Source organism: Georhizobium sp. MAB10, from assembly GCF_045012825.1.
In the GTDB taxonomy this organism is placed as follows: Bacteria; Pseudomonadota; Alphaproteobacteria; order Rhizobiales; family Rhizobiaceae; genus Georhizobium; species Georhizobium profundi.
The window spans coordinates 3,949,926-3,973,628 of the sequence record NZ_CP118314.1 but is presented as its reverse complement, the minus strand read 5'-3'; the positions used below and the strand labels follow the sequence as shown (position 1 = coordinate 3,973,628).

At 63.2% G+C, this 23,703-nt stretch carries 22 protein-coding genes and 1 tRNA gene; 16 read left to right on the top strand and 7 right to left on the bottom strand.

All coding sequences use genetic code 11. The features are described from left to right. Window positions 1-46 precede the first annotated feature (46 nt). Complete coding sequence (locus PU133_RS19010) at window positions 47-343, top strand: hypothetical protein (RefSeq protein ID WP_126012325.1); 297 nt, start codon at window positions 47-49, stop codon at window positions 341-343. Here the strand turns inward: PU133_RS19010 and gluQRS are convergent. Then, window positions 340-1,233 carry a tRNA glutamyl-Q(34) synthetase GluQRS gene (gluQRS, locus tag PU133_RS19005; RefSeq protein WP_404862950.1) on the bottom strand — a complete coding sequence of 298 codons (894 nt, stop codon included), beginning with the start codon at window positions 1,231-1,233 and terminating at the stop codon, window positions 340-342. The two genes, PU133_RS19010 and gluQRS, sit on opposite strands and share 4 nt — an antisense overlap. Before the next feature lie 126 nt (window positions 1,234-1,359). Between gluQRS and PU133_RS19000 the strand changes: the two genes are divergently transcribed. Continuing rightward, window positions 1,360-2,007 (top strand): DNA-3-methyladenine glycosylase family protein, encoded by a 648-nt coding sequence (locus PU133_RS19000; protein ID WP_404862949.1) that lies wholly within the window; start codon window positions 1,360-1,362, stop codon window positions 2,005-2,007. A 109-nt stretch (window positions 2,008-2,116) separates the two neighbouring features. Next, on the top strand, window positions 2,117-2,674 hold the full coding sequence (locus PU133_RS18995; protein ID WP_404862948.1) for an HNH endonuclease: 558 nt from the start codon (window positions 2,117-2,119) through the stop codon (window positions 2,672-2,674). A gap of 21 nt (window positions 2,675-2,695) precedes the next feature. Here PU133_RS18995 and PU133_RS18990 read toward each other — a convergent pair whose 3' ends face one another. Both PU133_RS18990 and PU133_RS18985 read right to left on the bottom strand, forming a co-directional pair. Further along, window positions 2,696-4,822 carry a DUF294 nucleotidyltransferase-like domain-containing protein gene (locus PU133_RS18990; RefSeq protein ID WP_404862947.1) on the bottom strand — a complete coding sequence of 709 codons (2,127 nt, stop codon included), beginning with the start codon at window positions 4,820-4,822 and terminating at the stop codon, window positions 2,696-2,698. A 54-nt stretch (window positions 4,823-4,876) separates the two neighbouring features. Then, entirely contained in the window at window positions 4,877-5,401 is a 525-nt protein-coding gene (locus tag PU133_RS18985; RefSeq protein ID WP_404862946.1) for a disulfide bond formation protein B, read from the bottom strand. A gap of 175 nt (window positions 5,402-5,576) precedes the next feature. Here PU133_RS18985 and PU133_RS18980 point away from each other — a divergent pair. From PU133_RS18980 to PU133_RS18970, 3 genes are all read left to right on the top strand, one after another. Next, window positions 5,577-5,661: transfer RNA gene (locus PU133_RS18980), tRNA-Leu, on the top strand. A 141-nt stretch (window positions 5,662-5,802) separates the two neighbouring features. Further along, complete coding sequence (locus PU133_RS18975; protein ID WP_404862945.1) at window positions 5,803-8,469, top strand: EAL domain-containing protein; 2,667 nt, start codon at window positions 5,803-5,805, stop codon at window positions 8,467-8,469. 69 nt (window positions 8,470-8,538) lie between these two features. Further along, window positions 8,539-10,185 (top strand): AMP-binding protein, encoded by a 1,647-nt coding sequence (locus PU133_RS18970; RefSeq protein WP_404862944.1) that lies wholly within the window; start codon window positions 8,539-8,541, stop codon window positions 10,183-10,185. A gap of 9 nt (window positions 10,186-10,194) precedes the next feature. On the opposite strand, the gene PU133_RS18965 is transcribed toward PU133_RS18970, so the two are convergent. From PU133_RS18965 to secA, 3 genes are all read right to left on the bottom strand, one after another. Next, a complete protein-coding gene (locus PU133_RS18965) occupies window positions 10,195-11,487 on the bottom strand; it encodes a GNAT family N-acetyltransferase (protein WP_404862942.1) in 1,293 nt (430 codons plus the stop codon). Beyond that, the gene (locus PU133_RS18960; RefSeq protein ID WP_404862941.1) at window positions 11,487-12,899 is read right to left on the bottom strand and encodes a lipopolysaccharide biosynthesis protein; all 1,413 of its coding nucleotides are present in this window, start codon (window positions 12,897-12,899) and stop codon (window positions 11,487-11,489) included. The genes PU133_RS18965 and PU133_RS18960 overlap by 1 nt, the downstream gene beginning before the upstream one ends. Window positions 12,900-13,061: 162 nt before the next feature. Then, on the bottom strand, window positions 13,062-15,779 hold the full coding sequence (secA, locus tag PU133_RS18955; protein ID WP_404862940.1) for a preprotein translocase subunit SecA: 2,718 nt from the start codon (window positions 15,777-15,779) through the stop codon (window positions 13,062-13,064). Window positions 15,780-16,028: 249 nt separating this feature from the next. Between secA and PU133_RS18950 the strand changes: the two genes are divergently transcribed. The 6 genes from PU133_RS18950 (at window position 16,029) to PU133_RS18925 (ending at window position 20,328) form a co-directional block, all read left to right on the top strand. Further along, window positions 16,029-16,997 (top strand): peptidylprolyl isomerase, encoded by a 969-nt coding sequence (locus PU133_RS18950; RefSeq protein ID WP_404862939.1) that lies wholly within the window; start codon window positions 16,029-16,031, stop codon window positions 16,995-16,997. Between the two features lie 92 nt (window positions 16,998-17,089). Then, window positions 17,090-18,322, top strand: a complete 1,233-nt coding sequence (argJ, locus tag PU133_RS18945) for a bifunctional glutamate N-acetyltransferase/amino-acid acetyltransferase ArgJ (protein ID WP_404862938.1) — start codon at window positions 17,090-17,092, stop codon at window positions 18,320-18,322. After that, the gene (locus PU133_RS18940) at window positions 18,303-19,079 is read left to right on the top strand and encodes a GNAT family N-acetyltransferase (RefSeq protein ID WP_404862937.1); all 777 of its coding nucleotides are present in this window, start codon (window positions 18,303-18,305) and stop codon (window positions 19,077-19,079) included. The genes argJ and PU133_RS18940 overlap by 20 nt, the downstream gene beginning before the upstream one ends. After that, window positions 19,072-19,512 (top strand): 8-oxo-dGTP diphosphatase MutT, encoded by a 441-nt coding sequence (gene mutT, locus PU133_RS18935; protein ID WP_404864591.1) that lies wholly within the window; start codon window positions 19,072-19,074, stop codon window positions 19,510-19,512. The genes PU133_RS18940 and mutT overlap by 8 nt, the downstream gene beginning before the upstream one ends. Before the next feature lie 216 nt (window positions 19,513-19,728). Continuing rightward, entirely contained in the window at window positions 19,729-20,040 is a 312-nt protein-coding gene (locus PU133_RS18930) for a hypothetical protein (protein WP_126012292.1), read from the top strand. 108 nt (window positions 20,041-20,148) lie between these two features. After that, a complete protein-coding gene (locus PU133_RS18925; RefSeq protein ID WP_126012289.1) occupies window positions 20,149-20,328 on the top strand; it encodes a Flp family type IVb pilin in 180 nt (59 codons plus the stop codon). Between the two features lie 7 nt (window positions 20,329-20,335). On the opposite strand, the gene PU133_RS18920 is transcribed toward PU133_RS18925, so the two are convergent. Beyond that, window positions 20,336-21,217, bottom strand: coding sequence for a methyltransferase domain-containing protein (locus tag PU133_RS18920; protein WP_404862936.1), 882 nt, complete (start codon window positions 21,215-21,217; stop codon window positions 20,336-20,338). 77 nt (window positions 21,218-21,294) lie between these two features. Here PU133_RS18920 and PU133_RS18915 point away from each other — a divergent pair, with 77 nt between their 5' ends. The 4 genes from PU133_RS18915 to PU133_RS18900 all read left to right on the top strand — a co-directional run bounded on the left by PU133_RS18915 (window position 21,295) and on the right by PU133_RS18900 (window position 23,698). After that, complete coding sequence (locus PU133_RS18915) at window positions 21,295-22,065, top strand: ComF family protein (protein ID WP_404864590.1); 771 nt, start codon at window positions 21,295-21,297, stop codon at window positions 22,063-22,065. Between the two features lie 80 nt (window positions 22,066-22,145). Next, complete coding sequence (gene grxC / locus PU133_RS18910) at window positions 22,146-22,406, top strand: glutaredoxin 3 (RefSeq protein ID WP_404862935.1); 261 nt, start codon at window positions 22,146-22,148, stop codon at window positions 22,404-22,406. Between the two features lie 3 nt (window positions 22,407-22,409). Beyond that, window positions 22,410-23,270, top strand: coding sequence for a carbon-nitrogen hydrolase family protein (locus PU133_RS18905; protein WP_404862934.1), 861 nt, complete (start codon window positions 22,410-22,412; stop codon window positions 23,268-23,270). After that, window positions 23,267-23,698, top strand: coding sequence for a DUF1178 family protein (locus PU133_RS18900; RefSeq protein WP_404862933.1), 432 nt, complete (start codon window positions 23,267-23,269; stop codon window positions 23,696-23,698). The genes PU133_RS18905 and PU133_RS18900 overlap by 4 nt, the downstream gene beginning before the upstream one ends. The last annotated feature ends 5 nt before the right edge of the window (window positions 23,699-23,703 follow it).

Below are 23,703 nucleotides of genomic sequence, written 5' to 3'. Positions count from 1 at the left end.
CGGCCAGTGGTATTTTAGCAATGGGTGAAGCGTTGGAGGTGCGAGCATGATGCTCGGGGATCTTTCGGTCGAATGGTCCACCATTTTTGCGATCCTTGCGCTGATGGGTGGATTTCTGGTCGGGCAGGCGATGGATGCCGTCATGGGCAGGCAGGGCTTTGGTGCCCTCGGCAACATGATCGTGCTCGCTGCCGGCTTCTATCTCGGTCTGATGGCCTATGAAGCGATGCGCATGCCGATGGATGCGACGGAGATCCGGTTTGCTGCCGGCATCGCAGGAGGCTTCGGATCGCTGTTCTTCCTGGCTGTGGTGAAGCGCATTCTCATGCGCATGGATTTCTAGCTAAACCCGAGATCACTGCGAATGGTGATGGGATCGATGCCTGCATCGCGCAAGGCGGCAACGCCTTCGTCACCCTTGCTCTTGGCAAGCTTCGTTCCGTCATCACCGAGGATCAGCCGGTGATGATGGTACCGCGGCGCCGGCAGTGAGAGCAGGTGCTGCAACAGACGGTGGATCGCCGTTGCATGGAAGAGATCCCGGCCGCGCACGACGTCGGTCACGCCCTGCAGTGCATCGTCGACCACTACGGAGAGATGATAGCTTGTCGGCGTGTCCCGCCGCGCCAGCATCACATCGCCCCAGGCAGCCGGATCGGCGGCGATGATCCCATGCTCGCCCGAGGGGCCTTCGCCGTTTTCCACCCAGCTGAGGTGCTGACCCAACATGGCAAGCGCAGCCGCCATATCGAGCCGCCACGCGAAAGGCGCACCTGTGGCGATCCGGACTTCGCGTTCGGAGGCGGAGAGGTGACGATCCAGGGCAGGGTAGATCGGTGCGCCATCCGGATCGCGCGGCCATGGCTTGCCGATCTCACGCTCCTGGTCGTTGATCCACGCTCGAATATCGCCACGGCTCATGAAGGCGGGATAGGCGAGGCCTCGACCGATCAGTTGATCGAGCGCCTGCCGGTAGTCGTCGAAGTGATCCGACTGGCGGCGATGCGGCGGCGTGAAGTCCAGGCCGAGCCAGGTGAGATCGGCGATCATCTGCGCTTCGAGCGCCGGCGTGCAGCGTGTCTGGTCGATATCCTCGATGCGCAGCAGCAACCGGCCATCGGTTTCCCGCGCCAGCTTCTCGTTCAGCAGCGCCGAATAGGCATGGCCGAGATGCAGCGCACCGTTGGGGCTCGGCGCGAAGCGGAAGACGGGACTGGACGGCACAGCGCTCATGATTGGTTCCGCGGCGGATGATCTGCTATAGCGTTCCCGGGTGAAGTGGATACCGGTTCACGGTCGGGAACGCGATAAGTCGGAGCCATGTCCCGTGCCATCTGTCCCGGACCGAGGTCAACGTCCATGCAGCCCATCGCGACACAGGAGCAGATCGAGGCGGGCTTGGCGGAACTCGCCCGTGCCGACCCGCGCCTGCGCCCGGTGATCGAGAAGGCGGGCCCCGTGCCGCTGCGCCTTCAGCCTTCAGGCTATGCGGGGCTTGCCGGCATCGTCTTGTCGCAAATGGTGTCGCGGGCGAGTGCCGACGCCATCCATGCGCGGCTCCTGTCCAGGCTGGGTGAGATTACCCCGGCCGGCGTTCTTTCACTGGAGGAAGCCGATTTCCGTCAGATTGGCCTCTCGCGCGCCAAGCAGGCGGCATTGCTGGGTGTGGCCCGGGCCGTGTCCGAGGAAGCGATCGATCTGGACGCGGTGCGCCATCTGCCTGCCGAACAGGCGATCGCCGACCTGACGGCACTTCCGGGGATCGGCCCCTGGACCGCAGAAGTCTATCTGCTCTTTTGCGGGGGTCATCCAGACATCTTTCCGGCCGGCGATGTGGCGCTGCAAGCGGCTGCCGCCCATGCCTTGTCCCTTGCCACGCGTCCAAACGCACGGGACCTGCGTATGATTGCAGAGGAATGGTCGCCTTTCAGGGGGATCGCCGCCAGACTTTTGTGGGCCTATTATGGAACGGTGATCCGCCGTACGGTGGCTCCGGTGGGAAGCTGAGGATAAGGCTTGGCAACAAAGGTGCCCGGACTTCGCCATAGCTTCACATTCCTGCAACATGGTGCCTAATATATGTGACGCAGCGTACGAATCGGTCAGGAGCAGCTACTTGACGATTGCAGTTTCACCGGAGTCCTTACCGGCGCTTGTATTGAACGCCGACTTCCGGCCCTTGAGTTATTATCCGCTTTCCTTGTGGTCCTGGCAGGACGCGATCAAGGCGGTGTTTCTCGACCGCGTGAACATCGTGGCCGAATACGAGCACGCGGTGTCCTCACCGAGTTTCTCGATGAAGATCCCGAGTGTCGTCTGCTTGAAAAGCTACATCAAGCCGTCCCGACACCCGGCCTTTACACGCTTCAATGTCTTCCTGCGCGATCGCTTCGAATGCCAGTATTGCGGCTCGCCCGATGATCTGACCTTCGATCACGTCATCCCGCGCCGCTGCGGTGGTCAGACGACATGGGAAAACGTCGTCGCGGCCTGTTCGCCCTGTAACCTCAAGAAGGGCGGGCTAATGCCGCGCGAAGCGCAGATGTTCCCGCGCCAGACGCCGTTCCAACCATCCGTGCACGATCTTCACAACAATGGCCGGCTTTTTCCGCCGAACCATTTGCATGAAAGCTGGATGGATTATCTCTACTGGGATGTCGAACTGCAACCTTGAGCCGGCTGCGTCGCTACGATGTCAGCGGGGCTGGGCAGTGACCAGCCCGCGGAACAGATTGGGCACGCTCTCCACCAGCTTGAGCGCTGCCTTCAGCCGCGCTGTTTGAGACGGTGTGAGGCGGTCGACCGCGACCTTGTTCGAAACGGGTATGCCTTCCGCGAGATCCCGCGACTGCTGGGCAAGCATCAGCCCGAGAATGAACCGGTGCGCATCGAGCAGCGCCGTCAGCTGTTCCTCCGAGCCGATACCGCGGGCAATCAACCCCTCCAGGCGCAATTCGGTGCGGCGATGGCGGATGTTGTGGCGGATGGCGAGCGCCCGCGCGAGCGTCACGATCGGGAAAAGCCCGTGCTTCTTGAGATCGAGCCGGCCTTCGATCGTCTTCAGCCGGCCGAACATCCCGAAGACGGGTGTGAACTCGCCGAGCCGGTCGCCGAGCAGTTTGGCGAAGGGCCGGTGCTCATGGGCGGCAGTCAGCGCATCGTCCAGAAGCCGCGCGGCAAGCGGCTGGCTTCCGTGAACCGCCCGCATGTCGAAGAAGATATCGACATTGAGCAGATCTTCCGGCTCGGAGCGTGCGATCCAGTGCGCGATCCGTCGGTGCCAAGTGGCGAGCGATCCGCGCCATTGCGGGTTCTTGGCCATGACGCCGCCCTTGCAATAGACGATGCCGGCCGTATCGAGCGTCTTGGCGACCCTTTCGCCTAGTTCGGCGAACCACTCGTCTTCCGGGCCACCCGGTTCGCCCTGCTGATAGACGATGGCGTTGTCCTGGTCGGCCGCAAGCAGGCTTTCACCCCGGCCGCCCGATCCCAGAACCAGAAAAGCATAGGATGTGGGAGGAGCGCCGCGCCCTTCCGCCAGCATCTCCGCTTCGGCCAGAACGGCCGCGCGCCGCGTGACGATGCGGAGCTCCTCCGAGACGATGCCGGCGAGGATGCGCGGATCGATGTCTTCGGCAAGCAGGCGGTTGGTGACGCCGGGCAGCATCGCCCAGGCCTTGGCGATGTCGGCGGCGTTCTTCGCCGCCTCAATCGCGTCGTCGAGCCGAATGGCGGCACTGCCGCGCAACTTCAGAAGATCGCGCGCCGAGATGATGCCCGTCAGCCGGTCTTCCTGGTTGCGCACGGCCAGATGCCGGATCTGCTGCCGCTCCATGCGGCCGATGGCGCGGTAGACGAAGGATTCTTCGGCGACTGAAATCAGCGGCCGCGTGGCGATGGTATCGATGGGCATTTCGAGCGCCGCCGCGCCATGGGTGACGACGAGGCGGAGCATATCGCGCTCGGTAACGATGCCGTATTCCTGCACGGTGCCCCCGGGCTTGCCTTCCGGAGAAACGAGGACGGAGCTGATCTTGCGCTCTGCCATCAGCTTCATGGCGCGATTCACCCGCTGATCGCCGGCAATGATAACAAGCTCGGCGGACGCAATCTGGCCGACCCGGTGCCGATAGGCGTAGGGGTCCACCGCCGCGAGTGAGGGGTGGTCTCCCGGTTCCAGCACCGGCCGCGTCCAGCCTGCGCGATCATGCGACGTCATCTGCTCGTTGAGCCCGAGACTTGCCCGTTCCGCCTCGGCAAGCGTACGGACGCCGAGATCGGCAAGCCTGGGCAGAAGAGCGATGAAGATGGCCGAAGCCGCCCGCGCATCGCCCATCGCGCTGTGGCGTCCGACAATCTCGACGCCGAGCCAGGTGGCGATCGTCTCCAGGGCATGGTCCGGCAGATTGGGATTGGCAAAAGCCGCCAGCGTTCGCACGCAGAGCGAACGGGGCCGGCGCCAGGTCAGGCCGGTGCGGCTCGCCTCCTTGGCCATGATGGCGAGATCGAACCCGATCGAATAGCCGATGATCGGCCGCTCGCTGCGGTAGGATTCCAGATGGCCGAGCGCGACGGCGAACACCGGCGCATCCTTGACCATGCTGTCGCTGATGCCGTGGATCGCGGTTGAGCCTGACGGGATCGCCATGCGCGGATCCACCAGGCTGTCATAGCGATCGTGTTCCACGATCGCACCGCCCGATACGCCGATGGCTGCCATCTGCACGATACGCGCGACCTTGGTATCGAGGCCGGTGGTCTCGCTGTCGAATACGATGGCATCGAGCGCCTTGAGCGGCGTTGCACCGGTTGCTGCCTTCATCGGTCTTGCCTTCAACCCCTCACCGGTAGAGCCCTATGTCTTTGCACTCGGCTGTCACCGCGCCGGCGCGAATGCTCCTTTGAGAGCAATGGCAAGAAGGCCGATGCTGGCGATGACGTTCCAGCCCGCGAAGGAGAGGCCGAGAACCCGCAAGGCCGCATCGGCGCAGGACGGTGGGCGCAGCGCGTTGAGATCATTGAGCAGACTGCCCGCATCGGTGCTGACAGCGCCGCCACCGCACGCCGCGGGGCCCTCCCACCAGCCCCATTCCACGCCGGAATGGTAGGCGCCGAGCCCGGCGCCATAGGCCATCAGCGCGGCAGCGATCAGGAACAGGGCCCGGGTCACCATCGCCGGCCAGCGCATCGTCGCCGACAAGAGAGCAAGCAGCGCGACGGGAATGCCCACATAGTAGGGCGTGCGCTGCTGCAGGCAGAGCGCACAGGGAATGTAGCCGCCGATGTGCTCGAAGGCGAGGGCCCCGCCGACGACGAGCGTCATGCCGATGGCGAGCGCTGCCGCCAATGCGGGGCGCCGATCCCGCGCTATGGGCCTGTCGAGTGAAATTCTGTCTGCCATGTCATGCCGATCCGCGTCGTTGATTGCAGCCTTCTACCATGTCGCCTGCGGGAAAACGAAGCGCCATCGACGCCGCAGGCCAGCCTATCGATCGGATCGAGCTCAGCTTTCAAGGCATCGAATTAAGGCTGGACTGACTGCGTTGCTCGTGGCAGATATCGCCTCGTCACGCGATGCGGGTGTGGTGGAATTGGTAGACGCGCCGGACTCAAAATCCGGTTCCGAAAGGAGTGTCGGTTCGACCCCGACCACCCGCACCATCGATCGATCCAGGCTTTTACGACCCGACAGTGGCTAGTTATCCCAGCTTCGACGTTTCAAAGTGTTAAGCTCTCGCCTCTAGTGTCGACCCATCGGGGGACATCTCACGCGGGGTGTCCGGGCATTCGCGGGACAGCATCATGGGGGCTTGGAGAGCGGTCGGCTACCGTTTCAAATCCAGTCAGTTCGCCGCAATCGTTGCGCTTGCGGTGCTGATTGCGGCCGGCGTCTATGCCGAACACCAGAACAACGTCGTCTTCATGCAGAAGCAGCGTGCCGAGGTCGCCGAGCGGCTTTCTGTGGTTCGCGCGAAGCTCGAAGGTGGCATCAATGCCAATACCCAGCTGGTACGCGGCCTCGTCGCGGTCATCACCAGCGAACCGGACATGGACCAGGCTCGCTTCGAGCAACTGGCCGGCGAACTGATCGACAACAATTCACAGGTGCGCAACATCGCTGCCGCGCCCGACCTCGTCATTACGTTGATGCACCCCGTGCAAGGCAATGAGAGAGCCATCGGCCTCGATTACCGCACCCTACCTGCCCAGCGCGATGCCGCGCTGCGCGCCCGCGACACCGGCGGCCTCGTTCTCGCCGGCCCGGTCGATCTCGTTCAGGGCGGACAGGGTCTCATCGGCCGCTACCCGGTATTCGTCCAGGACGACAATGGGCGTCGGCGCTTCTGGGGGATTGTTGCTGCGGTTCTGGACCTTCAGGCGCTCTACGCGGCCAGCGGCCTGACGGCAGAGCTTCCGATCGACATCGCCATTCGCGGCAAGGACGGGCTCGGCGGTCAGGGCGAACTTTTCTACGGAGACGCCGAGATCCTGGCGCAGCAGCCCGAAACGATGTCGGTTGTACTGCCGACCGGGCAATGGGTGCTGTCCGCCGTGCCGAACGATGGCTGGGCGACCATGCCGCCGAACACATGGCTCATCCGCGCGATCTTTGCGACAGCCTCGATCCTCATCGTGGTGCCGATCGTGATGTCGGGCCGCCTCGTCGACGAGCGCCAGCGTCACATCCAGGAGATGCGGCGCCGTGAGGAAGAGATGGAGCGCCTGTCCCACCGGCTCGAACTTGCGCTCGACGCCTCTAAGATCGGCATTTGGGAGATCGACGCGAAGACGGGCGAGCTCTACTGGGACGACCGGATGAAGGAGCTCTATGGCATCCGGCCGGAAGACGACATCAACGATTTCGAGCGTTGGCTCGACTGCATCCATCCAGACGATCTGGAGCAGGCGACGGCAGCGTTCCGACGCGTGCTCGATGGCGGCGAGCGTTACGAATCCGAGTTCCGCTCGGGACAATCCGTCAGCTATTGCCGCCACATCCGGGCGATCGGCTCTGCCTATATCCACTCCAATGGCGGCCGGCGCATCGTCGGCGTCAACTGGGACGTTTCGGCCGATCTGGAGTTGAATGCTCGCCTGAAGCTTGCCCGTGATCTCGCCGAAGCGCGCACCGCAGCGCTTGAAGAGGCCAAGGCGCAGATGGAGCACAACGCCAACCATGATCCGCTGACGGGACTGCCGAACCGGCGCTATCTCGACCGCATCCTGAGCGAGGGCGGCGATGGTGGACGCCTGCCATCGGCCCTGATCCATCTGGACCTCGATCGTTTCAAGCAGATCAACGACACGCTTGGGCATGCGGCAGGCGACGAGACGCTGCGCCACGCGGCCGGCATCCTCAGAGCGAATGTCCGCGAGCAGGATTTCGTCGCCCGCATCGGCGGCGATGAATTCGTGATCGTGACCATGGGCCCGACCAGCGCCGCATGTCTTGCAGCCCTGGCGATGTCGATCATCGAGGCGATGCGGCAGCCATTCCTATACCAGTCGCAGGACTGCCGCGCCGGAGTGAGCGCCGGCATCGCGCTGGCAGCACCTGGCGATCGGAACGGGCGTCAACTGCTCGTCAATGCCGATATCGCGCTTTACGAAGCCAAGAGCCGCGGCCGCAACCGCTATGAATTCTTTACCGAAGCGCTGCAGACGGCCGTCATCGCCGGCAAGAAGACGGCCGACGAAATCCTGCGCGGCCTGGAGCGCGACGAGTTCGTGGCTTGGTATCAGCCCCAGTTCGACGCGACCTCGCTCGCCGTGGTTGGTGCAGAGGTTCTCGTGCGCTGGCAGCATCCGGAACGCGGCATTCTTCCGCCGGCTGCTTTCCTCGACACTGCCGAAGACATCAACGTCGTGGCTGCGATCGACCAGCGGGTGCTCGATCAGGCGATGTTCCAGCTGGTGCGCTGGCGCGCGCAGGACATCGCGGTGCCACGCATCTCGGTCAATGTCTCATCGGCCCGACTGCATGACGAGAGCCTGATCGACGGACTGAAGCAACTGAGCTTCAAGCCCGGCGATCTGTCCTTCGAGTTGCTGGAATCGACGTTCCTGGACGACGGCAAGGACATCGTCGCGAAAAACATCGCTGGCTTGAAGGACCTCGGCATCGATATCGAGATCGACGACTTTGGTACGGGCTACGCCTCGATCGTCAGCCTCGTCAATCTCCAGCCGAAACGCTTCAAGATCGACCGCCAGCTGATCATGCCGATCACGAAGTCCGAGACCGCCCGCAATCTCGTTTCGTCGATGATCGATATCGGCCGCTCGCTGCAGATCGAGGTCGTGGCCGAGGGCGTGGAGACCATGGAGCACGTGTCGATCTTGCGCAGGCTCGGCTGCAGTTCGTTGCAGGGCTATGTGTTCGCGCGCCCCATGTCCGGGGATGATCTGTCCGCTTACCTCGCGGCCTATCAGCGAGAGGGCAATGCGGAAGCGATGGGCGCAGCGTAAATCACGCCCTTGCCATCCGCCGCCGTTGAGCGTTTAAGCTGCTGCCCAAAATTAAGGCGGACAACTGAAATGCTCGACGAGAGCCAAATCTACGAAGAGGCCATGTCCGGCTTCGAATGGCATGTGCCGGATGATTTCAACATTGCCGAATATGTCTCCGCACGGTGGGCGCGCAGCGAGCCGGAGCGGGTCTGCCTCCAGCATTTCGATGTCGGCGGCAACCACGCCTCGCTAACCTATGCAGAACTTGATGCTCGCGCATCGGCGCTGGCGCGGGCATTGAAGGCCGAGGGCGTCTCTCGCGGCGACCGCGTCGCAATTCTTCTCCCGCAGAGCTTCGAGACCGCGATTGCCCATGTCGCGATCTACAAGATGGCGGCCATCGCCGTGCCGCTTGCGCTGTTGTTCGGGCAGGATGCGCTCAGCTATCGGCTGGCCGCCTGCGGTGCGCGCGCGATCGTGACGAACGCGATGGGGGTCGAGAAGCTAAAGCCACTGCGCGACGCCTTGCCCGACCTCAAGACCGTGATCGTTACCGGCGATGCGGTCGAAGACCCGGCGCTCAGCTTCGACGCGCTCGTGCAGGCGAATCGCGATGGGCCCCCTATCGACGAGCCGACGACCGGCGACACGCCGGCATTGATGGTGTTTACCTCCGGCACGACCGGGCCGCCCAAGGGGGCGCTGCACGGCCACCGCGTCCTGATCGGGCATCTGCCCGGCGTACAGATGCACCATGAGTTCCTGCCTCAGCCCAGCGACAAGCTTTGGACCCCGGCCGATTGGGCCTGGGCGGGCGGACTGCTCAACGTGCTTCTGCCGGGGCTTTATTTCGGCGTCCCGGTGGTGTCGACACCGGCGCAGAAATTCGATCCCGATCTCGCTTTCCGCATCATGGCGGAGCTTGACGTGCGCAACGCCTTCATTCCGCCGACAGCGCTCAGAATGCTCCGGAGCGTCGTGCGTCCGGCCGAAAAGTACAGCCTGAACCTCAGGACCATCGGATCGGGTGGTGAATCGCTTGGCCGCGAAACCTTCGAATGGGGGCGGCGCGAACTCGGTGTGACGATCAACGAATTCTACGGCCAGACCGAGTGCAATCTCGTGCTCGCATCCTGCGCCAGGATTGGCGTTTCGCGATCCGGCGCGATCGGCAAGACCGTGCCGGGGCACAACGTGGCCGTCATCGACGCGGATGGCGCTCCCTGTCCGCCTGGCGCGCCCGGTCAGATCGCGATCAAGCGGCCGGACCCGGTCATGTTCCTCGGCTACTGGAACGACGAGGCGGCGACGGAACGCAAGTTCATCGGCGACTGGATGACGACCGGCGACCAGGGCGTGATGAGCAAGGATGGCTATGTCGAGTTCTTCGGCCGCGACGACGACGTCATCACATCAGCCGGCTATCGCATCGGCCCCGGCGAGGTGGAGGATTGCCTCCACGCGCACGAGGCGATCGCGCTGGCCGCAGCCGTCGGCAAGCCGGACCCGATCCGCACGGAAGCGGTGAAGGCCTATGTCGTTCTAAAGCCCGGTTTCGAAGCATCGGAGACGCTTGCGAGCGAGATCACCGCATGGGTGAAGACGAGGCTGTCGGCCCATGAATACCCGCGCGAGGTCGCATTCGTCGACAGCCTGCCGCTGACGACGACAGGCAAGGTCATCCGACGCGAATTGCGCCAAAGAGCAATCGAGGAAGCGGCAGCCGGCGTCTGACCGGCAGGCTCAGTTCTTCGCCGCGGACTTCCGGCGGGCGAGAGCGCGCACGCGTTCGCGCAGGATGCGCGCGACGTTGCGCGTGTTCCGGTAGAGGTGAAGCTGACGCGCGACTTGGCGGACTTGACGGTCTGCCTTTCCGTCGAGCCCGATGATCATCGTCGCCATGCGCTCGCGCTCTTCCCAGAGCCGGCTGGCAATCGGATGGTCAGGCACCGCGCAGGAATCCGTCATCTGGATGTTCGGGTCGTCGAGGTGCTGTTCGGTCAGCTTCCAGAAGAGAAGCTTGCCCGGCGAGGATGCGGCGAACCTTTCGTCATAGGCGGTCTTCCAGGTGAAGGCCTGGCCGGCGATCACGAACACGACCATAACCGCAATGGCCCGCCCATCGAATTCCAGAACATGGATGCGGGCATTGTCGTTTTCGGCCTGGTTGGTCACGGCCTCGCGGGCAAAAGCCGCCCGGTAGCGATCCGACACCATCGCGCTTCGTCGCTGGCCCTTCCAGCCGCTTGCTTCGAGCGCAAGAAACTGTTCGAGCCCGATGCGCACATCGAGCGGCTGGCGCGCGACCTTGTGCACGAGCGTGCCCTGGGCTGCGAGATGGCGCCATTGCCTGCGCATCTCCTTCAGGTGACGTCCGCGGATGGCGCCGCGCAGATAGCGCTCCGGCTCTTCGCTCGACCGCAGCACGGGGCGTTCCACCGCTTCTGTCGTTTCCACCGTCAAACCCCGCGCCAGAGCGACGGCGCGCAGCAGTTCTGCCGCCGGCCCATCGATACGCATGTCCGGCAGAACCAGCACATTCGGCATCTGCGTGTCATCGCCGGCCAGCGCTTCAAGGAAATTATCGAGTGTTTCCGCTGCACCTTCGGCATCGACCAATGGCGTACCGAGGGGACCGAATGGATGCGACCAGGCGCGAATGATCGAGGGGCCGACTGAAAAGCCAGGACGCTCGATCGAGAACGGCATGACCATGCGCAGCCGGCTGCGCCCCGGCGCTTCGTCCCGAATGAGCAGCAGACGCACCTGGCGATCATCGAGGCGCGGCATAGCCGGCGCAAGGAACCGACCGGTGAAGAAGACGTTCGGCTCGATCATCCGATTGGCGAGAAAATCGAGCTCGGCCTGCAGATCGTAGCCGGCGCGCGCGGGATAGACGCACATCTGACGGCCGGGACGTCCGATATCGATCGCAAGCTCCGGCGGTGGGCGCGTGATCGGTGTTTCTGCCAGGGCGTCGATCAGCGTTGCGGCTTGCCCGCCGATGTCGCCTTCGAAAAACGGGTTGGATGCCATCAGCCGGGATCCTCTTCATGCGTGTACCGGCGAGGGGCGAAGACGAACATCGCGATGCCGATCCGGTGGCGGACGACAAGGAACAACAGGATGGCCTCAACCGTCATCGCGGTCGCCGTGGCCGCAGCAGCACCCTGCAGCCCGTAATGCGGAATGAGCGACACGGAAAGGCAGAGATGGGTGATCAAGACCAGGAGATAGATGAAGGCGCAGATCATCTGGTGCCCGGCCATTGTCAGAAGCACTTCGCCTGGGCCGATCATGGCTTTGGCAAGGATGCCGGCAAACAGGATCGCCATTAGCAGTTCGCCATCAGCAAAACCCGGTCCGAAAAGCGAGAGCAGAAACGGTCCGGCAAGCAGGATCATGGCGCCGAGCACGAGCGAGGGCCAGAATGTCCAGGCAGCCGTGCGTGCTGCGAAATTTGCAATGCCAGCGGTATCATCGGCGCTGACCAGCTGCGAAAACCGCGGCGAAGCGCCTGCCTTGACCGCGTAATAGACGAAGTGAACGAGCGCCATGGTCTTGGCTGCCGCGAAATACACCGCGACCTGATCCGGGGAGACGAAGAAGCCGACGATGATGACATCGGAATTCGTCAGCAGGAAGTAAAAGCCCTCGATGAAGAAGATCGGCAGGGCGACGACGAACCAGCGGCGGAACGTGATGCTCTTGGTGGGCGAGGCGAAGCTGCTGCGCACCCGAATGGTTACGGCCAAATACTGGCCGATCGTCGTCAGATAGGTGGCAATCAGCGCTGCGCTCAAGGCGGTGATCGCCGTGGCCTCATAGCCGAGCGAGATCGCCGCTACCATGAGGATGATGATGAGCGTGGGGCGCAAGAGGAATGTCGCGCCATGGCCGAAGAAGGGCCAATTGTTGGCGCGCGCCGTTCCGTCGAGCACGTCGCCAAGCGCGATCATCGGCAGCGTGAAGGCTGCCAGATAGAACGGCACGAGATAATAGGCATCGACGCTCTCACCGAAAACGGCAAGGCCGGTGAGCCCGAGTGCCGCGATCAGCGTGGCCGACCCGACGGCGAAACGGCGGGCGGTCTGAGTCAAGCCAAGGATTTCCGCATGCGCCTTCTGATCCCGATAGCCGGGAAGAAAGCGAATGATCGCTGTGTGAAAGCCGAAGCACGACAGATTGCCGAAGATGACGGCAATTGCCCAGACGAACACGAAGATGCCGTACTGGAACTCGCCCATGAAGCGCGCGAGGATGATCTGCGACGAAAACGCGATGGCGGCGCTCAACACTCGGATCGCGAAAGCGACGAGCGCCATGTATTCCGCAGCCGACTGGTCGTCGCGCCGCGATATGATCGCCTCCGCACGATCCAGCGCTGGCGCAAGCCGCGCTGTCACGCGCGGCGGCAGCCATTTCTCGGCACTGGTGATGACGGTCATGTCAATCGCGGATCCGGTGACGTTTCTGGTCAGCCTTTTCCATCGCATGCGACACGTTAAGGATCGGTTTTGCCGACACTATCGGATTGCTTGGATGTGGCCGAAAACGAAACGGCGCATCGGAGGATGCGCCGTTTGAAAAGATCACGATTTTGCGAGGGATCAGGCGACGGTCGCCTGGGCGAACGCACCGTGGCAATGCTTGAATTTCTTGCCGGAACCGCAGGGGCAGGGCTCGTTGCGCGCGACCTTGCCCCAGCTCTGCGGATCTTCGGGATTGCGGTTTTCCGGCGGCACGTAGCCGAGGTCGTCGCCGCCGAATTCATCTTCTCCGGTCGTCGCATCGACGTGGCGGGCACGGCCTTCCGGGACCTGTGGCGTTTCTCGCGGTTCTTCCCGGCGGATCTCGACGCGCATCATCTGCGACGTCACGGCCTGGCGCAGATTGCCGAGCAGTGCCTGGAAGAGCTCGAAGGCTTCCTGCTTGTATTCCTGCAGCGGGTCCCGCTGGGCATAGCCGCGGAAGCCGATGACCGAGCGCAGATGATCGAGATTGACGAGATGCTCGCGCCAGAGGTGATCGAGCGTCTGCAGCACGATCGATTTTTCGACATAGCGCATGACGTCGACACCGAAGCGCTCCGTGCGCTCGGCTGCTGCCTTGTCGGCCGCCTCGATCAGGCGCTCGCGAATGTCGTCTTCGGCGATGCCTTCTTCGGCGGCCCAAGCGTCGACCGGCAGGTCGAGATTGAGGTGCTTGCGCACGTCTTCCTTGAGCGCTGCCGTATCCCACTGTTCCGCATAGGCGTTTTCGGGGATGTACTTGTTGACGAGATCGTCGATCACGTCGTGGCGCATGTCCGTGATCGTCTCTTCGACGTCGGTCGCGTCCATCAGTTCCAGACGCTGCTCGAAGATGACCTTGCGCTGGTCATTCATCACGTCATCGTATTTCAGCAAGTTCTTGCGGATGTCGAAGTTACGCGCCTCGACCTTCTTCTGCGCCCGCTCCAGCGCCTTGTTGATCCAGGGATGGACGATCGCCTCGCCCTCCTGCAGGCCGAGCTTGGTCAGCATGCCTTCCATTCGGTCGGAGCCGAAAATGCGCATGAGATCGTCTTGCAGCGAAAGGTAGAACTTGGAACGCCCGGGATCGCCCTGGCGCCCGGAACGGCCGCGCAGCTGATTGTCGATGCGGCGGCTTTCGTGGCGTTCGGTCGCCAGCACGTAGAGGCCGCCGGCTGCAAGGGCTTCTTCCTTGAGCTTCGCGACTTCGGCCTTGATTTCAGCCTCTCGACGGGTGCGCTCCGGCCCTTCCGGCATGTTGGCAAGCTCGTGCTGGATGCGCATGTCCAGATTGCCGCCGAGCTGGATGTCGGTACCGCGACCGGCCATGTTGGTGGCGATCGTGACGGCGCCCGGCTTGCCGGCCTGCGAAACGATATAGGCTTCCTGCTCGTGATAGCGGGCGTTCAGAACCTGGAAATCCTTCAGCCCTTCCTTCTTCAGGAGTTCGGCGAGCAGTTCCGACTTCTCGATCGACGTCGTGCCGACGAGCACCGGCTGGCCGCGCTCCCGCGCCGCCTTGATCTCGGTCACGATCGCCTGGAACTTTTCCTCGAAGGTCCGGTAGACCTCGTCGTCCTCGTCGAGACGCTGAATCGGCAGATTGGTCGGCACTTCGATGACCGACAGGCCGTAGATGTTGGCGAATTCCTCGGCCTCGGTATTGGCCGTGCCCGTCATGCCGCCAAGCTTGGAATACATGCGGAAGTAGTTCTGGAAGGTGATCGAGGCCAGCGTCTGGTTCTCGGGGTGGATTTTCACCTTTTCCTTGGCTTCCAGCGCCTGGTGCTGGCCTTCCGAATAGCGGCGGCCGGGCATCATGCGGCCGGTGAACTCGTCGATGATGACGACTTCGCCGTTGCGGACGATGTAGTCCTTGTCGCGCTGAAACAGCTTGTGGGCCTTCAGCGCATTGTTGAGATGGTGGACGATCGAGACGTTTTCGATGTCGTAGAGGCCGGCGCCCTTCAACAGGCCGGCTTCGGCAAGCACCTGTTCCAGCTTTTCGGTGCCGGCTTCGGTGAAGGTGACGGAGCGCTGCTTCTCGTCGAGCTCGAAATCCTCGTCCGTCAGCTGCGGGATGAACGCATCGATCTGTGCGTAGAGGTCGGAGCGGTCGTCGAGCGGACCGGAAATGATGAGAGGCGTGCGGGCCTCGTCGATCAGGATGGAGTCGACTTCGTCGACGATCGCGAAATTATGGCCACGCTGGACCATCTGCTTGCGATCATACTTCATGTTGTCGCGCAGATAGTCGAAGCCGAGTTCGTTGTTGGTCGCGTAGGTGATGTCGCAGGCATAGGCCTCGCGGCGCTGGTCGTCGTTCATGTCATGGACGATGACGCCCACGCTCAAGCCCAGGAAGCGGTAGAACCGGCCCATCCACTCGGAGTCGCGACGCGCCAGGTAGTCGTTGACCGTCACGACATGCACGCCCTTGCCGGACAGCGCATTGAGATAGGTCGGCAAGGTCGCAACCAGCGTCTTGCCTTCACCGGTCTTCATTTCGGCGATGGCGCGCTCGTGAAGGATCATGCCGCCGATCAGCTGCACGTCGAACGGGCGCATGCCGAGGGCACGGCGCGCACCCTCTCGGGCTACCGCAAAAGCCGGGACAAGGATGTCGTCGAGCGTCTTGCCGTTGGCGAGTTCCTGCCTGAGGCTATCGGTGCGGCCGCGCAATTCCTCGTCGGACAGAGCCTTGAGCCCATCTTCGAGGGCGTTGATCTGATCGACCCGCCCTTGAAATCCCTTGACCCGACGATCGCTGGAGGAGCCGAAAAGTTTGCGGGCAAGGCCGCCGAAGCTGACCATGAAGATGGTCCTTTCCGTTGTGTTCTTAGGCGGCGTCTTAGACGGCCGGCGGGTCCGAAGCAGTGGGGTTCCTGGGCATAGCGACAGGCACGGCTTCTCCCGGCGGGAACTGGACGCGCGGTTTCGTGACAGATAAGAGGGGGGTCAATCGATGTCAACGGCGCCGCCACAGGCGGCCGCGCCTCAAAACGGTGCGTTTTCGTGGCCATTGGACGATCCAACGATACCACAGGAAAGAGGCCTGGTTCAATGAAGCGTTATCTCTCACTCGCCCTTCTCGCGGCCTTGAGCGCCGGAACGGCACTGTCGTCGCCTGCCGCTTTTGCGCAGACCGAGGCTCCCGCCGTAGAGGGTGAGGCCGCAACGCCGGCTGCAGACACCGTCATCGCCACGGTGGGTGGTCAGGACATCTACGAATCCGAACTCGAATACGCGATGTCGGACCTCGACCCGCAGTTCGAACAACTGCCGCCCGAGCAGCGCCGCGTTGCAGCGCTCGCCGCGCTGATCGACATCAAGCTGCTTGCGCGCCAGGCGGAAGACGCCGGTCTGGGCGAGGGCGAAGAATTCCAGCGCCGGATCGATTTCCTGCGCGACCGCGCTCTGCACAATGCCTATTTCCAGGAAGAAATCCTGAACGGCATCACCGAAGAGCAGGTTCGCGCCCGCTATGATCAGGAAGTCGCGGCCATGGACCCGGCCGAGGAAGTCAACGCGCGGCACATTCTCGTCGAGAGCGAGGAAGAGGCGGTCGCATTGATCGAGCAGCTGGATGGCGGCGCTGATTTCGCCGAGCTCGCGACTGAGAATTCGACCGACGGCTCGGCTGCCAACGGTGGTGATCTCGGCTATTTCCAGCAGGGCCAGATGGTTCCGCCCTTCGAGGAAGCTGCTTTCGCGCTCGAGCCGGGCGCCTACACCGCCGAGCCGGTGCAGAGCCAGTTCGGCTGGCACGTGATCAAGGTCGAAGACCGTCGTGATGCAGAGCCGCCGGCATTCGAGCAGGTGGCAACCCAGGTCCGTCAGGTCGTGCTGCGCGAGCGTTACCTCGAGGTTCTCGAAAACGCCCGTGGCTCCGGCGACGTCGAGATCGCCGATCCGGCGCTTGCCGAAGCCTACGCAGCCGCCAACGCGCCGGCTGGCGAGCCGGCTGGCGGTGAGGAAGCACCGGCTACTGAAGAAGCACCGGCTGCCGAAGAGGCACCGGCCGCTCAGTAAGGTTGGATTGTGAAGGAGCCCGTTGGCGCTGCTGCGCCCGCGGGCTCCTTCGCATGGTCCACGATTGAATTTCAGTATTCCGGACGGTTTCGATGACGACGACGATCTCGCCCCTGGCGCCCAAGGTCTATGCCGATCTGCCTCACATCGCAGGTGTGAGGCTCGCCACCGCTGCGGCCGGCATCAAGTACCGTGACCGCACCGATGTGATGGTCATGGTGTTCGATCGTCCGGCGTCCGTCGCCGGTGTCTTCACGACATCGAAATGCCCCTCTGCGCCGGTCGAATTCTGCCGGCAGAACGTGTCTCACGGGACGGCCCGCATTCTGGTCGTCAATTCCGGCAACGCCAACGCGTTCACCGGTAAGAAGGGCCGCGAAGCGACCCGCCTTACGGCGAGCGCTGCGATCGACGCCGTCGGCTGTGCCGAAACGGATGTCTATCTCGCCTCGACCGGCGTGATCGGCGAGCCGCTGGACGCCACGAAATTCGCCGGCGTGCTCGGGGATATGGCTGAGCGCGCAAACGCAGATGGATGGCTCGAAGCAGCCAAGGCCATCATGACCACCGACACCTATCCGAAGGTCGCGACCCGCACGGCCGAACTCGGCGGTGTGCTGGTCACGATCAACGGCATGGCAAAGGGCGCAGGCATGATCGCGCCGGACATGGCCACCATGCTTTCCTTTATCGCAACCGACGCGAACATCGCGCCGGCCGCTTTGCAAGCGATCCTCTGCGAGCACGTGGGCACCACCTTCAATGCGGTGACGGTCGATAGCGACACCTCCACATCGGACACGCTGCTTGCTTTCGCAACTGGCGCGTCGGGCGGGACGCGGATCGAGAGTGCGGACGATCCGCGGCTTGTCGACTTCAAGGAGGCGTTCCGCCAGCTCATGGCCGATCTCGCCCTGCAGGTGGTGCGTGATGGCGAGGGCGCGCGCAAGATGGTGGAGATCACCGTCGAAGGCGCCGAAACAGACGCTGCAGCCAAACGCATCGCCTTTTCCATCGCCAACTCGCCGCTCGTGAAAACGGCGATCGCCGGCGAAGACGCTAATTGGGGTCGCATCGTGATGGCTGTCGGCAAGGCCGGAGAACAGGCTGACCGGGATCGCCTTGCGATCTGGTTCGGCGATGTCCGCGTTGCCGTCGATGGCGAACGCGATCCTGCCTATTCGGAAGCCGCAGCCACGGCCGTCATGCGCCAGGAAGATATTGCCATCCGGGTCGAACTCGGCATCGGCGAAGGGCGCGCAACTGTCTGGACCTGCGACCTTACCAAGGAGTATGTCGCGATCAATGGCGACTATCGCAGTTGAACCCGATCTGGCGACGGTGCGCAGGCTGGAGGCTGTAAGTTTCCGGGCCTGGCCTGCTGCGTCGGTGCGTTTCGACGGAGCTTGGCAGATCCGGCTGACCGCCGGACATCCGTCCAGGCGGCTGAACTCGGTCAATCCGCTTGACCCGTCCGATTACCGGAACATCGAGGCCCGCGTCTCGAATGCCGTCCGCCTCTTCGATGCTTATGGCCGTCCCGCAGTCTTTCGCCTGTCGCCGCTTTCTCCCGCGGTCCTGGATGATTATCTGGCAGTCCAGGGCTGGGAAGAGGCCGGCGAAACGTTGGTCATGGCCGCGTCGATGGAGAGTGTCGATCTCTCCGATGCGCTGGATCAGTTGCCGCTTCACGATGTCGGCCGATATGTGGATGCCTCTCTGGCGCTTCAGGATGCAGATCCCGGCCGCAAGGCAGGTTTGAGCGAAGTCTTGAACGCGATCCGACCTTCCAAGGGCATGTTCGTCGCCGAAGACACCGCCGGATCGCCGCTTTCCGCTTTGCTCTGCGTCCACGACAACGACCTTACGGGATTGTTCGATGTCGCGACGCGGCCCGACGATCGCCGTCGCGGCCATGCCCGAAGCCTGATCAAAAGCGCTTTGCGCTGGGCGCGTCTGCGCGGCGCCCGAAGGGCGTTTTTGCAGGTCGAGGCCATCAATGATCCCGCCGTCGCACTCTATCGCTCGCTCGGCTTTCAGGAGGTCTACCGCTATGTCTACCGACAGCGCAGCCATGGGTGAGAAGGCTCTCGAAAGCTCTGAGCGCCCCGGACGGCGCATGTTGCTCGTTTCCGCCTGCGCGCTCGTCGATGCGGATGGCCGCATCCTCATCGCGCAGCGGCCGGAAGGCAAGGCGCTCGCAGGCCTCTGGGAATTTCCCGGCGGCAAGGTCGAGCCTGGCGAGACGCCGGAGGAAACGCTGATCCGCGAACTCGCGGAGGAGTTGGGCATCGTCACCCAGGTTGCCTGCCTCGCACCCTTGACCTTCGCCAGCCACAGCTACGACGACTTTCACCTGCTGATGCCGCTCTACATTTGCCGGCGCTACGAAGGCATTGCCCGCGGTCTGGAGGGGCAGGCGGTCAAATGGGTTCGTGCCAAGGCGCTGCGCGATTATCCGATGCCGCCCGCCGATGCGCCGCTGATCCCCACTCTGGTCGATCTGCTCGGTTGAAGCCTCTGAATTGCGACAGCAATTAAGACAACGTGATCAATGTTGCCGCAATTGATGATCTCCGCCCTGTATCATTAATCAATCCTTTAGCCGCTTTCGCGAATATGCGCCTAAGCCGAGATGCCACATATGTGGTCAAACCTTGGTCGTCCGGCTGGATTGAGATAGACCTCGTCGTCGCAGAGTCGTCGAAGACAGGCAGAACAGGGCAGATCGATGAGCAACAGCGAGTTTTGGCTTTCCGTCTCCACCGACGCTGACCGCAAGCACAAGCGCGCGGGTGTCGGCCCGGTCCGCGTCGCGCTTTTGTTCGGCACGGTCGCAGTCGCGATGGCGCTCCTGCTGCCGCCTGTCTTGGACGGTGGGGAACGGATGACGGCCTATAATCCGGGGATCGACACGATGGCGACGGGTTCCATCCCGAATGGCGATCGCGGCGTCAGGCAATACACGCTTCGGCGCAGCATTGCCCAGGAGCCCGGCTCGGTCTGTATTCTGCATTTCGGTGATACCGGCAGCCGTTGTTGAGCAAATACACGCACGCAATTTAGTTGTTGCGTAAGAATTGCCCCTTATTCTCGTGTCGCATGATCTGGGCCCGTCCACCGACCGGCCAAGCCAAGAGGCCGAGCTGACATGACGATCCTCAAGCGTTTCTGGAGCGAGCGAAGTGGCGCGACGGCTATCGAGTATGGCCTGATCGCGGGACTACTTTCCATCGCCGTCATCGGTGGCGTTTCCGGAACCGGCTTCAGCGTTCAGAACCTCTATGGCAATGTTGCCAACGAAGTCGTCGACGCCATGAGCGGCGAATAGCGCGCGCTCAATCTTCGCCGGACGTGGATTTCAAGATATCTGCAAGGCTGACCGTCGCTGAACCCCGGCGCGCTGGCTTCTGCTGGCTCTCATGCGGACGCCAGCCGGACATGTGAATGATGCGAAACGTTGCGCGGATGCGTCCGTCCGGATCTGAAAACCGCTCCGCATAAAGTTCGGCAGCACGCAGGAAAAGCGCCCGAGAAGCAGGACGCCGGCTTCTTCCTGAAAGCGGGTTTGCCATGCCCATCGCCCTCAAATCCCGCATCAGCCCGAACAGGTCGGAATAGCGCACGGTCAGCGTGTCCACATCCGTCACCGGCAGCGCAAAACCGGCGCGCTGCATCAGCGCGCCGGCGTCGCGGATGTCCGGAAACGGGATCACGCGCGGCGCGGCGCCGCCGGAGAGCTCGCTTTCAGCCGCGATCAGCGCCTCACGCAGCTCGCCAAGCGTGCCGGCGCCGGGCATGGCGCCGAGAAAGAGGCCGTCGGGCTTCAGGGCACGGTTGATCTGAATGAGGACGCCCGGTGTATCCTGCGTGAGGTGCAGCGACAGCGGCGATACGATCAGGTCGGCCGTCTCGGGTTCCAGCGGCACGGTTTCCAGCGAGGCGACCTTGCCGTCCGATTGCCCGATCAAAAGCGGATCCGTTTCGATGCGGATAAGCCGGTCTATGCTGCCGCTCGAAAGAAGTCGCTCACCAACGATCCCCGTGTGCCCATGCAGTTCAACGGCGACGGGAAACCGGCGGCTCACGGCTGCCAGCCGATCAGCCAGATCTTCGGCGACGTGCCTCAGCAGGAAGTCGGCACCTTCGGTCGCTCTGGCGCGCGCCCGGCGGCGTTGCAGTGCCAGAAATGCCTGATCGAATAGGGATTGGTCGGTCATCCGTCGCCTGTCTCAGGTTGCACGTGCTCAAGGCAACCCCCGTATACCGCGTGTCGCCGTTTCGCTATCCTGCAAAGATGGTGACGATCGATCCTCCAGGCCAGGTTTCAGCGGTGCGCAAACAGGCTGGCGCGCTCTGGTCGCGTCTGGTGTCGCTCGTCTATCCGCCCGTCTGCCTCGGCTGCTCGGTCATCATGACCCGCCATGGCGGACTGTGCGCCACATGCTGGTCGGGCGCGGAATTCATCGAGCGTCCGTACTGCGAGGTCCTGGGTGTGCCTTTTGCGCACGATCAAGGCGAGGGCACGATCTCGCCCGCGGCATTTGCCGAGCCGCCCGATTACCACCGGGCGCGTGCCGTGATGCTCTATGGGGATATTGCCGCAAGCCTCGTGCACCGCCTGAAATACAATGATCGTCTCGATCTCGCCTCCATCATGGCCGCGTGGATGGTGCGTGCGGGGGATGGACTGGTCGAGAAGGCGGACGTCATCGTACCGATCCCGCTGCATCGCCTCCGGCTCCTGTCACGACGCTACAACCAGTCGGCGGAACTCTCGCGGGCTTTGGCGAGGCTCACGGGAAAGCCGCACGGGATCGGATTGCTGGTGCGCCGCCGCCAGACGAGACAGCAGGTCGGCCTTGGCGAGAAAGCCCGCCAACGCAACGTGCGTGGTGCGTTCGTCGTGCCGGACACAGTGAAGGCCGACATCGCCGGAAAACGGGTTCTCCTTGTCGACGACGTCTACACGACTGGAGCTACGGTCAACGCCGCCGCACGCGCCTTGAAGCGTGCCGGCGTCGCCGATGTGACGGTTTTGACCTTTGCGCGGGTTCCAGATCCATGAAGCCTGGTGCCGGTCCCTTGCAGTGCAGGGCGACTGCCCCCTATATCGAAGCTGACACGCAAGCAAAGCCGGAGTGCATCATGCCGCCAGTCGTCATCTATACCCGCCAGTTCTGTGGCTTCTGCAGTGCCGCCAAGCGGCTGCTGGAGACTAAGGGCGTGGCGTTCGAAGAACGGGATGCGACTTTTTCCAAGGAGCTTCGGGCGGAAATGATGCAGAAGGCCAACGGCCGCGCCACCTTCCCGCAAATCTTCATCGGCGACGTCCACGTCGGCGGCAGCGACGATCTTCATGCGCTGGAGCACGATGGCAAGCTCGATCCGATGCTGAAGGCAGGCTGATCCATGGCAAGCTTCAAGGCCGCCGCCGTTCAGATGCGCTCCGGCACAGAGCCTGGCGCCAACATCGAGACGTTGCGGCGTCTGGTGGGCGAGGCAGCCGCAGCCGGCGCGACCTACGTGCAGACCCCCGAGATGACCGGCATGATCCAGAAGGATCGCGCGCGTCTTTTCGAGCAGCTGAAGCCTGAGGCGGAAGACGACGTGGTTGCCGCAGCCGCTGAGCTTGCTAAGCGCCACGGGGTGCATCTGCACATCGGTTCGACGGCCATCGCACTGGGTGACGGCAAGGTCGCCAACCGCGCGTTCGTCTTCACCCCGGATGGAGCGATCGCCGCACGCTACGACAAGATCCACATGTTCGACGTCGATCTCGACAATGGCGAGAGCTGGCGGGAAAGCGCGGTCTATCGACCCGGCGAGGCAAGCTGTCTGGTCGATCTGCCCTTTGCGCGCATCGGGCTCGCAGTTTGCTACGATATCCGCTTTCCGCATCTGTTCCGGGATCTGGCGTTGGCAGGGGCTGAAGTGCTCACGGCGCCCGCTGCCTTCACGCGCCAGACGGGCGAGGCGCATTGGCATGTGCTGCAGCGCGCCCGCGCTATCGAGAACGGTGCCTATGTAATTTCGGCGGCGCAGGGCGGTCTCCACGAAGATGGTCGCGAGACCTATGGCCACTCGGTGATCATCGACCCGTGGGGCCGCGTGATCGCGGAGGCCGATCACGACGAGCCGGCTGTCATCGTCGCCGAGATCGACCCTGCGACTGTTGCGGCGGCCCGGGCCAAAATCCCCAATCTAAAGAACGCGCGCGGCTATCAGAATGCAGCCGCAGTCCATTCGGCCGAGCAGCGACAAACCGCATGATCAAATTTGCCTTGAGTTGCGACCGGGGCCACGCATTCGAGGCGTGGTTCGCCAAGAGTGCGGATTATGACGACCAGTCCGCACGCAATCTCGTCTCATGCCCGCAATGCGGCTCCACCAAGGTCACGAAAGCCTTGATGGCCCCGGCGGTGGCCGGCACACGCAAAGCGGACAGCGCGATGCAGCCGCTGGCAATGAGCGCCGAACAGGCCGAGAAGCTAAAGAAAATCCGCGAGATGGTGAGTGCGATCCGGTCGTCGTCGGAAGATGTGGGCGACCGCTTCCCGGAAGAAGCCCGCAAGATCCACTACGGCGAAACGGAAGAGCGCGGCATTATCGGACGGGCCGCACCCGACGAGGCGCGAGCACTTCTGGAGGAAGGCATCTCCGTTGCACCCCTTCCCCATTTTCCAGATGACGCGAACTGAAGCGT

Excerpts from the sequence above, each read along its gene's own strand:
- PU133_RS19010 (WP_126012325.1), top strand. The coding sequence starts at position 47 with ATGATGCTCGGGGATCTTTCGGTCGAATGGTCCACCATTTTTGCGATC.
- gluQRS (WP_404862950.1), bottom strand. The coding sequence starts at position 1,233 with ATGAGCGCTGTGCCGTCCAGTCCCGTCTTCCGCTTCGCGCCGAGCCCC.
- PU133_RS19000 (WP_404862949.1), top strand. The coding sequence starts at position 1,360 with ATGCAGCCCATCGCGACACAGGAGCAGATCGAGGCGGGCTTGGCGGAA.
- PU133_RS18990 (WP_404862947.1), bottom strand. The coding sequence starts at position 4,822 with ATGAAGGCAGCAACCGGTGCAACGCCGCTCAAGGCGCTCGATGCCATC.
- PU133_RS18985 (WP_404862946.1), bottom strand. The coding sequence starts at position 5,401 with ATGGCAGACAGAATTTCACTCGACAGGCCCATAGCGCGGGATCGGCGC.
- PU133_RS18975 (WP_404862945.1), top strand. The coding sequence starts at position 5,803 with ATGGGGGCTTGGAGAGCGGTCGGCTACCGTTTCAAATCCAGTCAGTTC.
- PU133_RS18970 (WP_404862944.1), top strand. The coding sequence starts at position 8,539 with ATGCTCGACGAGAGCCAAATCTACGAAGAGGCCATGTCCGGCTTCGAA.
- PU133_RS18965 (WP_404862942.1), bottom strand. The coding sequence starts at position 11,487 with ATGGCATCCAACCCGTTTTTCGAAGGCGACATCGGCGGGCAAGCCGCA.
- PU133_RS18960 (WP_404862941.1), bottom strand. The coding sequence starts at position 12,899 with ATGACCGTCATCACCAGTGCCGAGAAATGGCTGCCGCCGCGCGTGACA.
- secA (WP_404862940.1), bottom strand. The coding sequence starts at position 15,779 with ATGGTCAGCTTCGGCGGCCTTGCCCGCAAACTTTTCGGCTCCTCCAGC.
- PU133_RS18950 (WP_404862939.1), top strand. The coding sequence starts at position 16,029 with ATGAAGCGTTATCTCTCACTCGCCCTTCTCGCGGCCTTGAGCGCCGGA.
- argJ (WP_404862938.1), top strand. The coding sequence starts at position 17,090 with ATGACGACGACGATCTCGCCCCTGGCGCCCAAGGTCTATGCCGATCTG.
- PU133_RS18940 (WP_404862937.1), top strand. The coding sequence starts at position 18,303 with ATGGCGACTATCGCAGTTGAACCCGATCTGGCGACGGTGCGCAGGCTG.
- mutT (WP_404864591.1), top strand. The coding sequence starts at position 19,072 with ATGGGTGAGAAGGCTCTCGAAAGCTCTGAGCGCCCCGGACGGCGCATG.
- PU133_RS18930 (WP_126012292.1), top strand. The coding sequence starts at position 19,729 with ATGAGCAACAGCGAGTTTTGGCTTTCCGTCTCCACCGACGCTGACCGC.
- PU133_RS18925 (WP_126012289.1), top strand. The coding sequence starts at position 20,149 with ATGACGATCCTCAAGCGTTTCTGGAGCGAGCGAAGTGGCGCGACGGCT.
- PU133_RS18920 (WP_404862936.1), bottom strand. The coding sequence starts at position 21,217 with ATGACCGACCAATCCCTATTCGATCAGGCATTTCTGGCACTGCAACGC.
- PU133_RS18915 (WP_404864590.1), top strand. The coding sequence starts at position 21,295 with ATGGTGACGATCGATCCTCCAGGCCAGGTTTCAGCGGTGCGCAAACAG.
- grxC (WP_404862935.1), top strand. The coding sequence starts at position 22,146 with ATGCCGCCAGTCGTCATCTATACCCGCCAGTTCTGTGGCTTCTGCAGT.
- PU133_RS18905 (WP_404862934.1), top strand. The coding sequence starts at position 22,410 with ATGGCAAGCTTCAAGGCCGCCGCCGTTCAGATGCGCTCCGGCACAGAG.
- PU133_RS18900 (WP_404862933.1), top strand. The coding sequence starts at position 23,267 with ATGATCAAATTTGCCTTGAGTTGCGACCGGGGCCACGCATTCGAGGCG.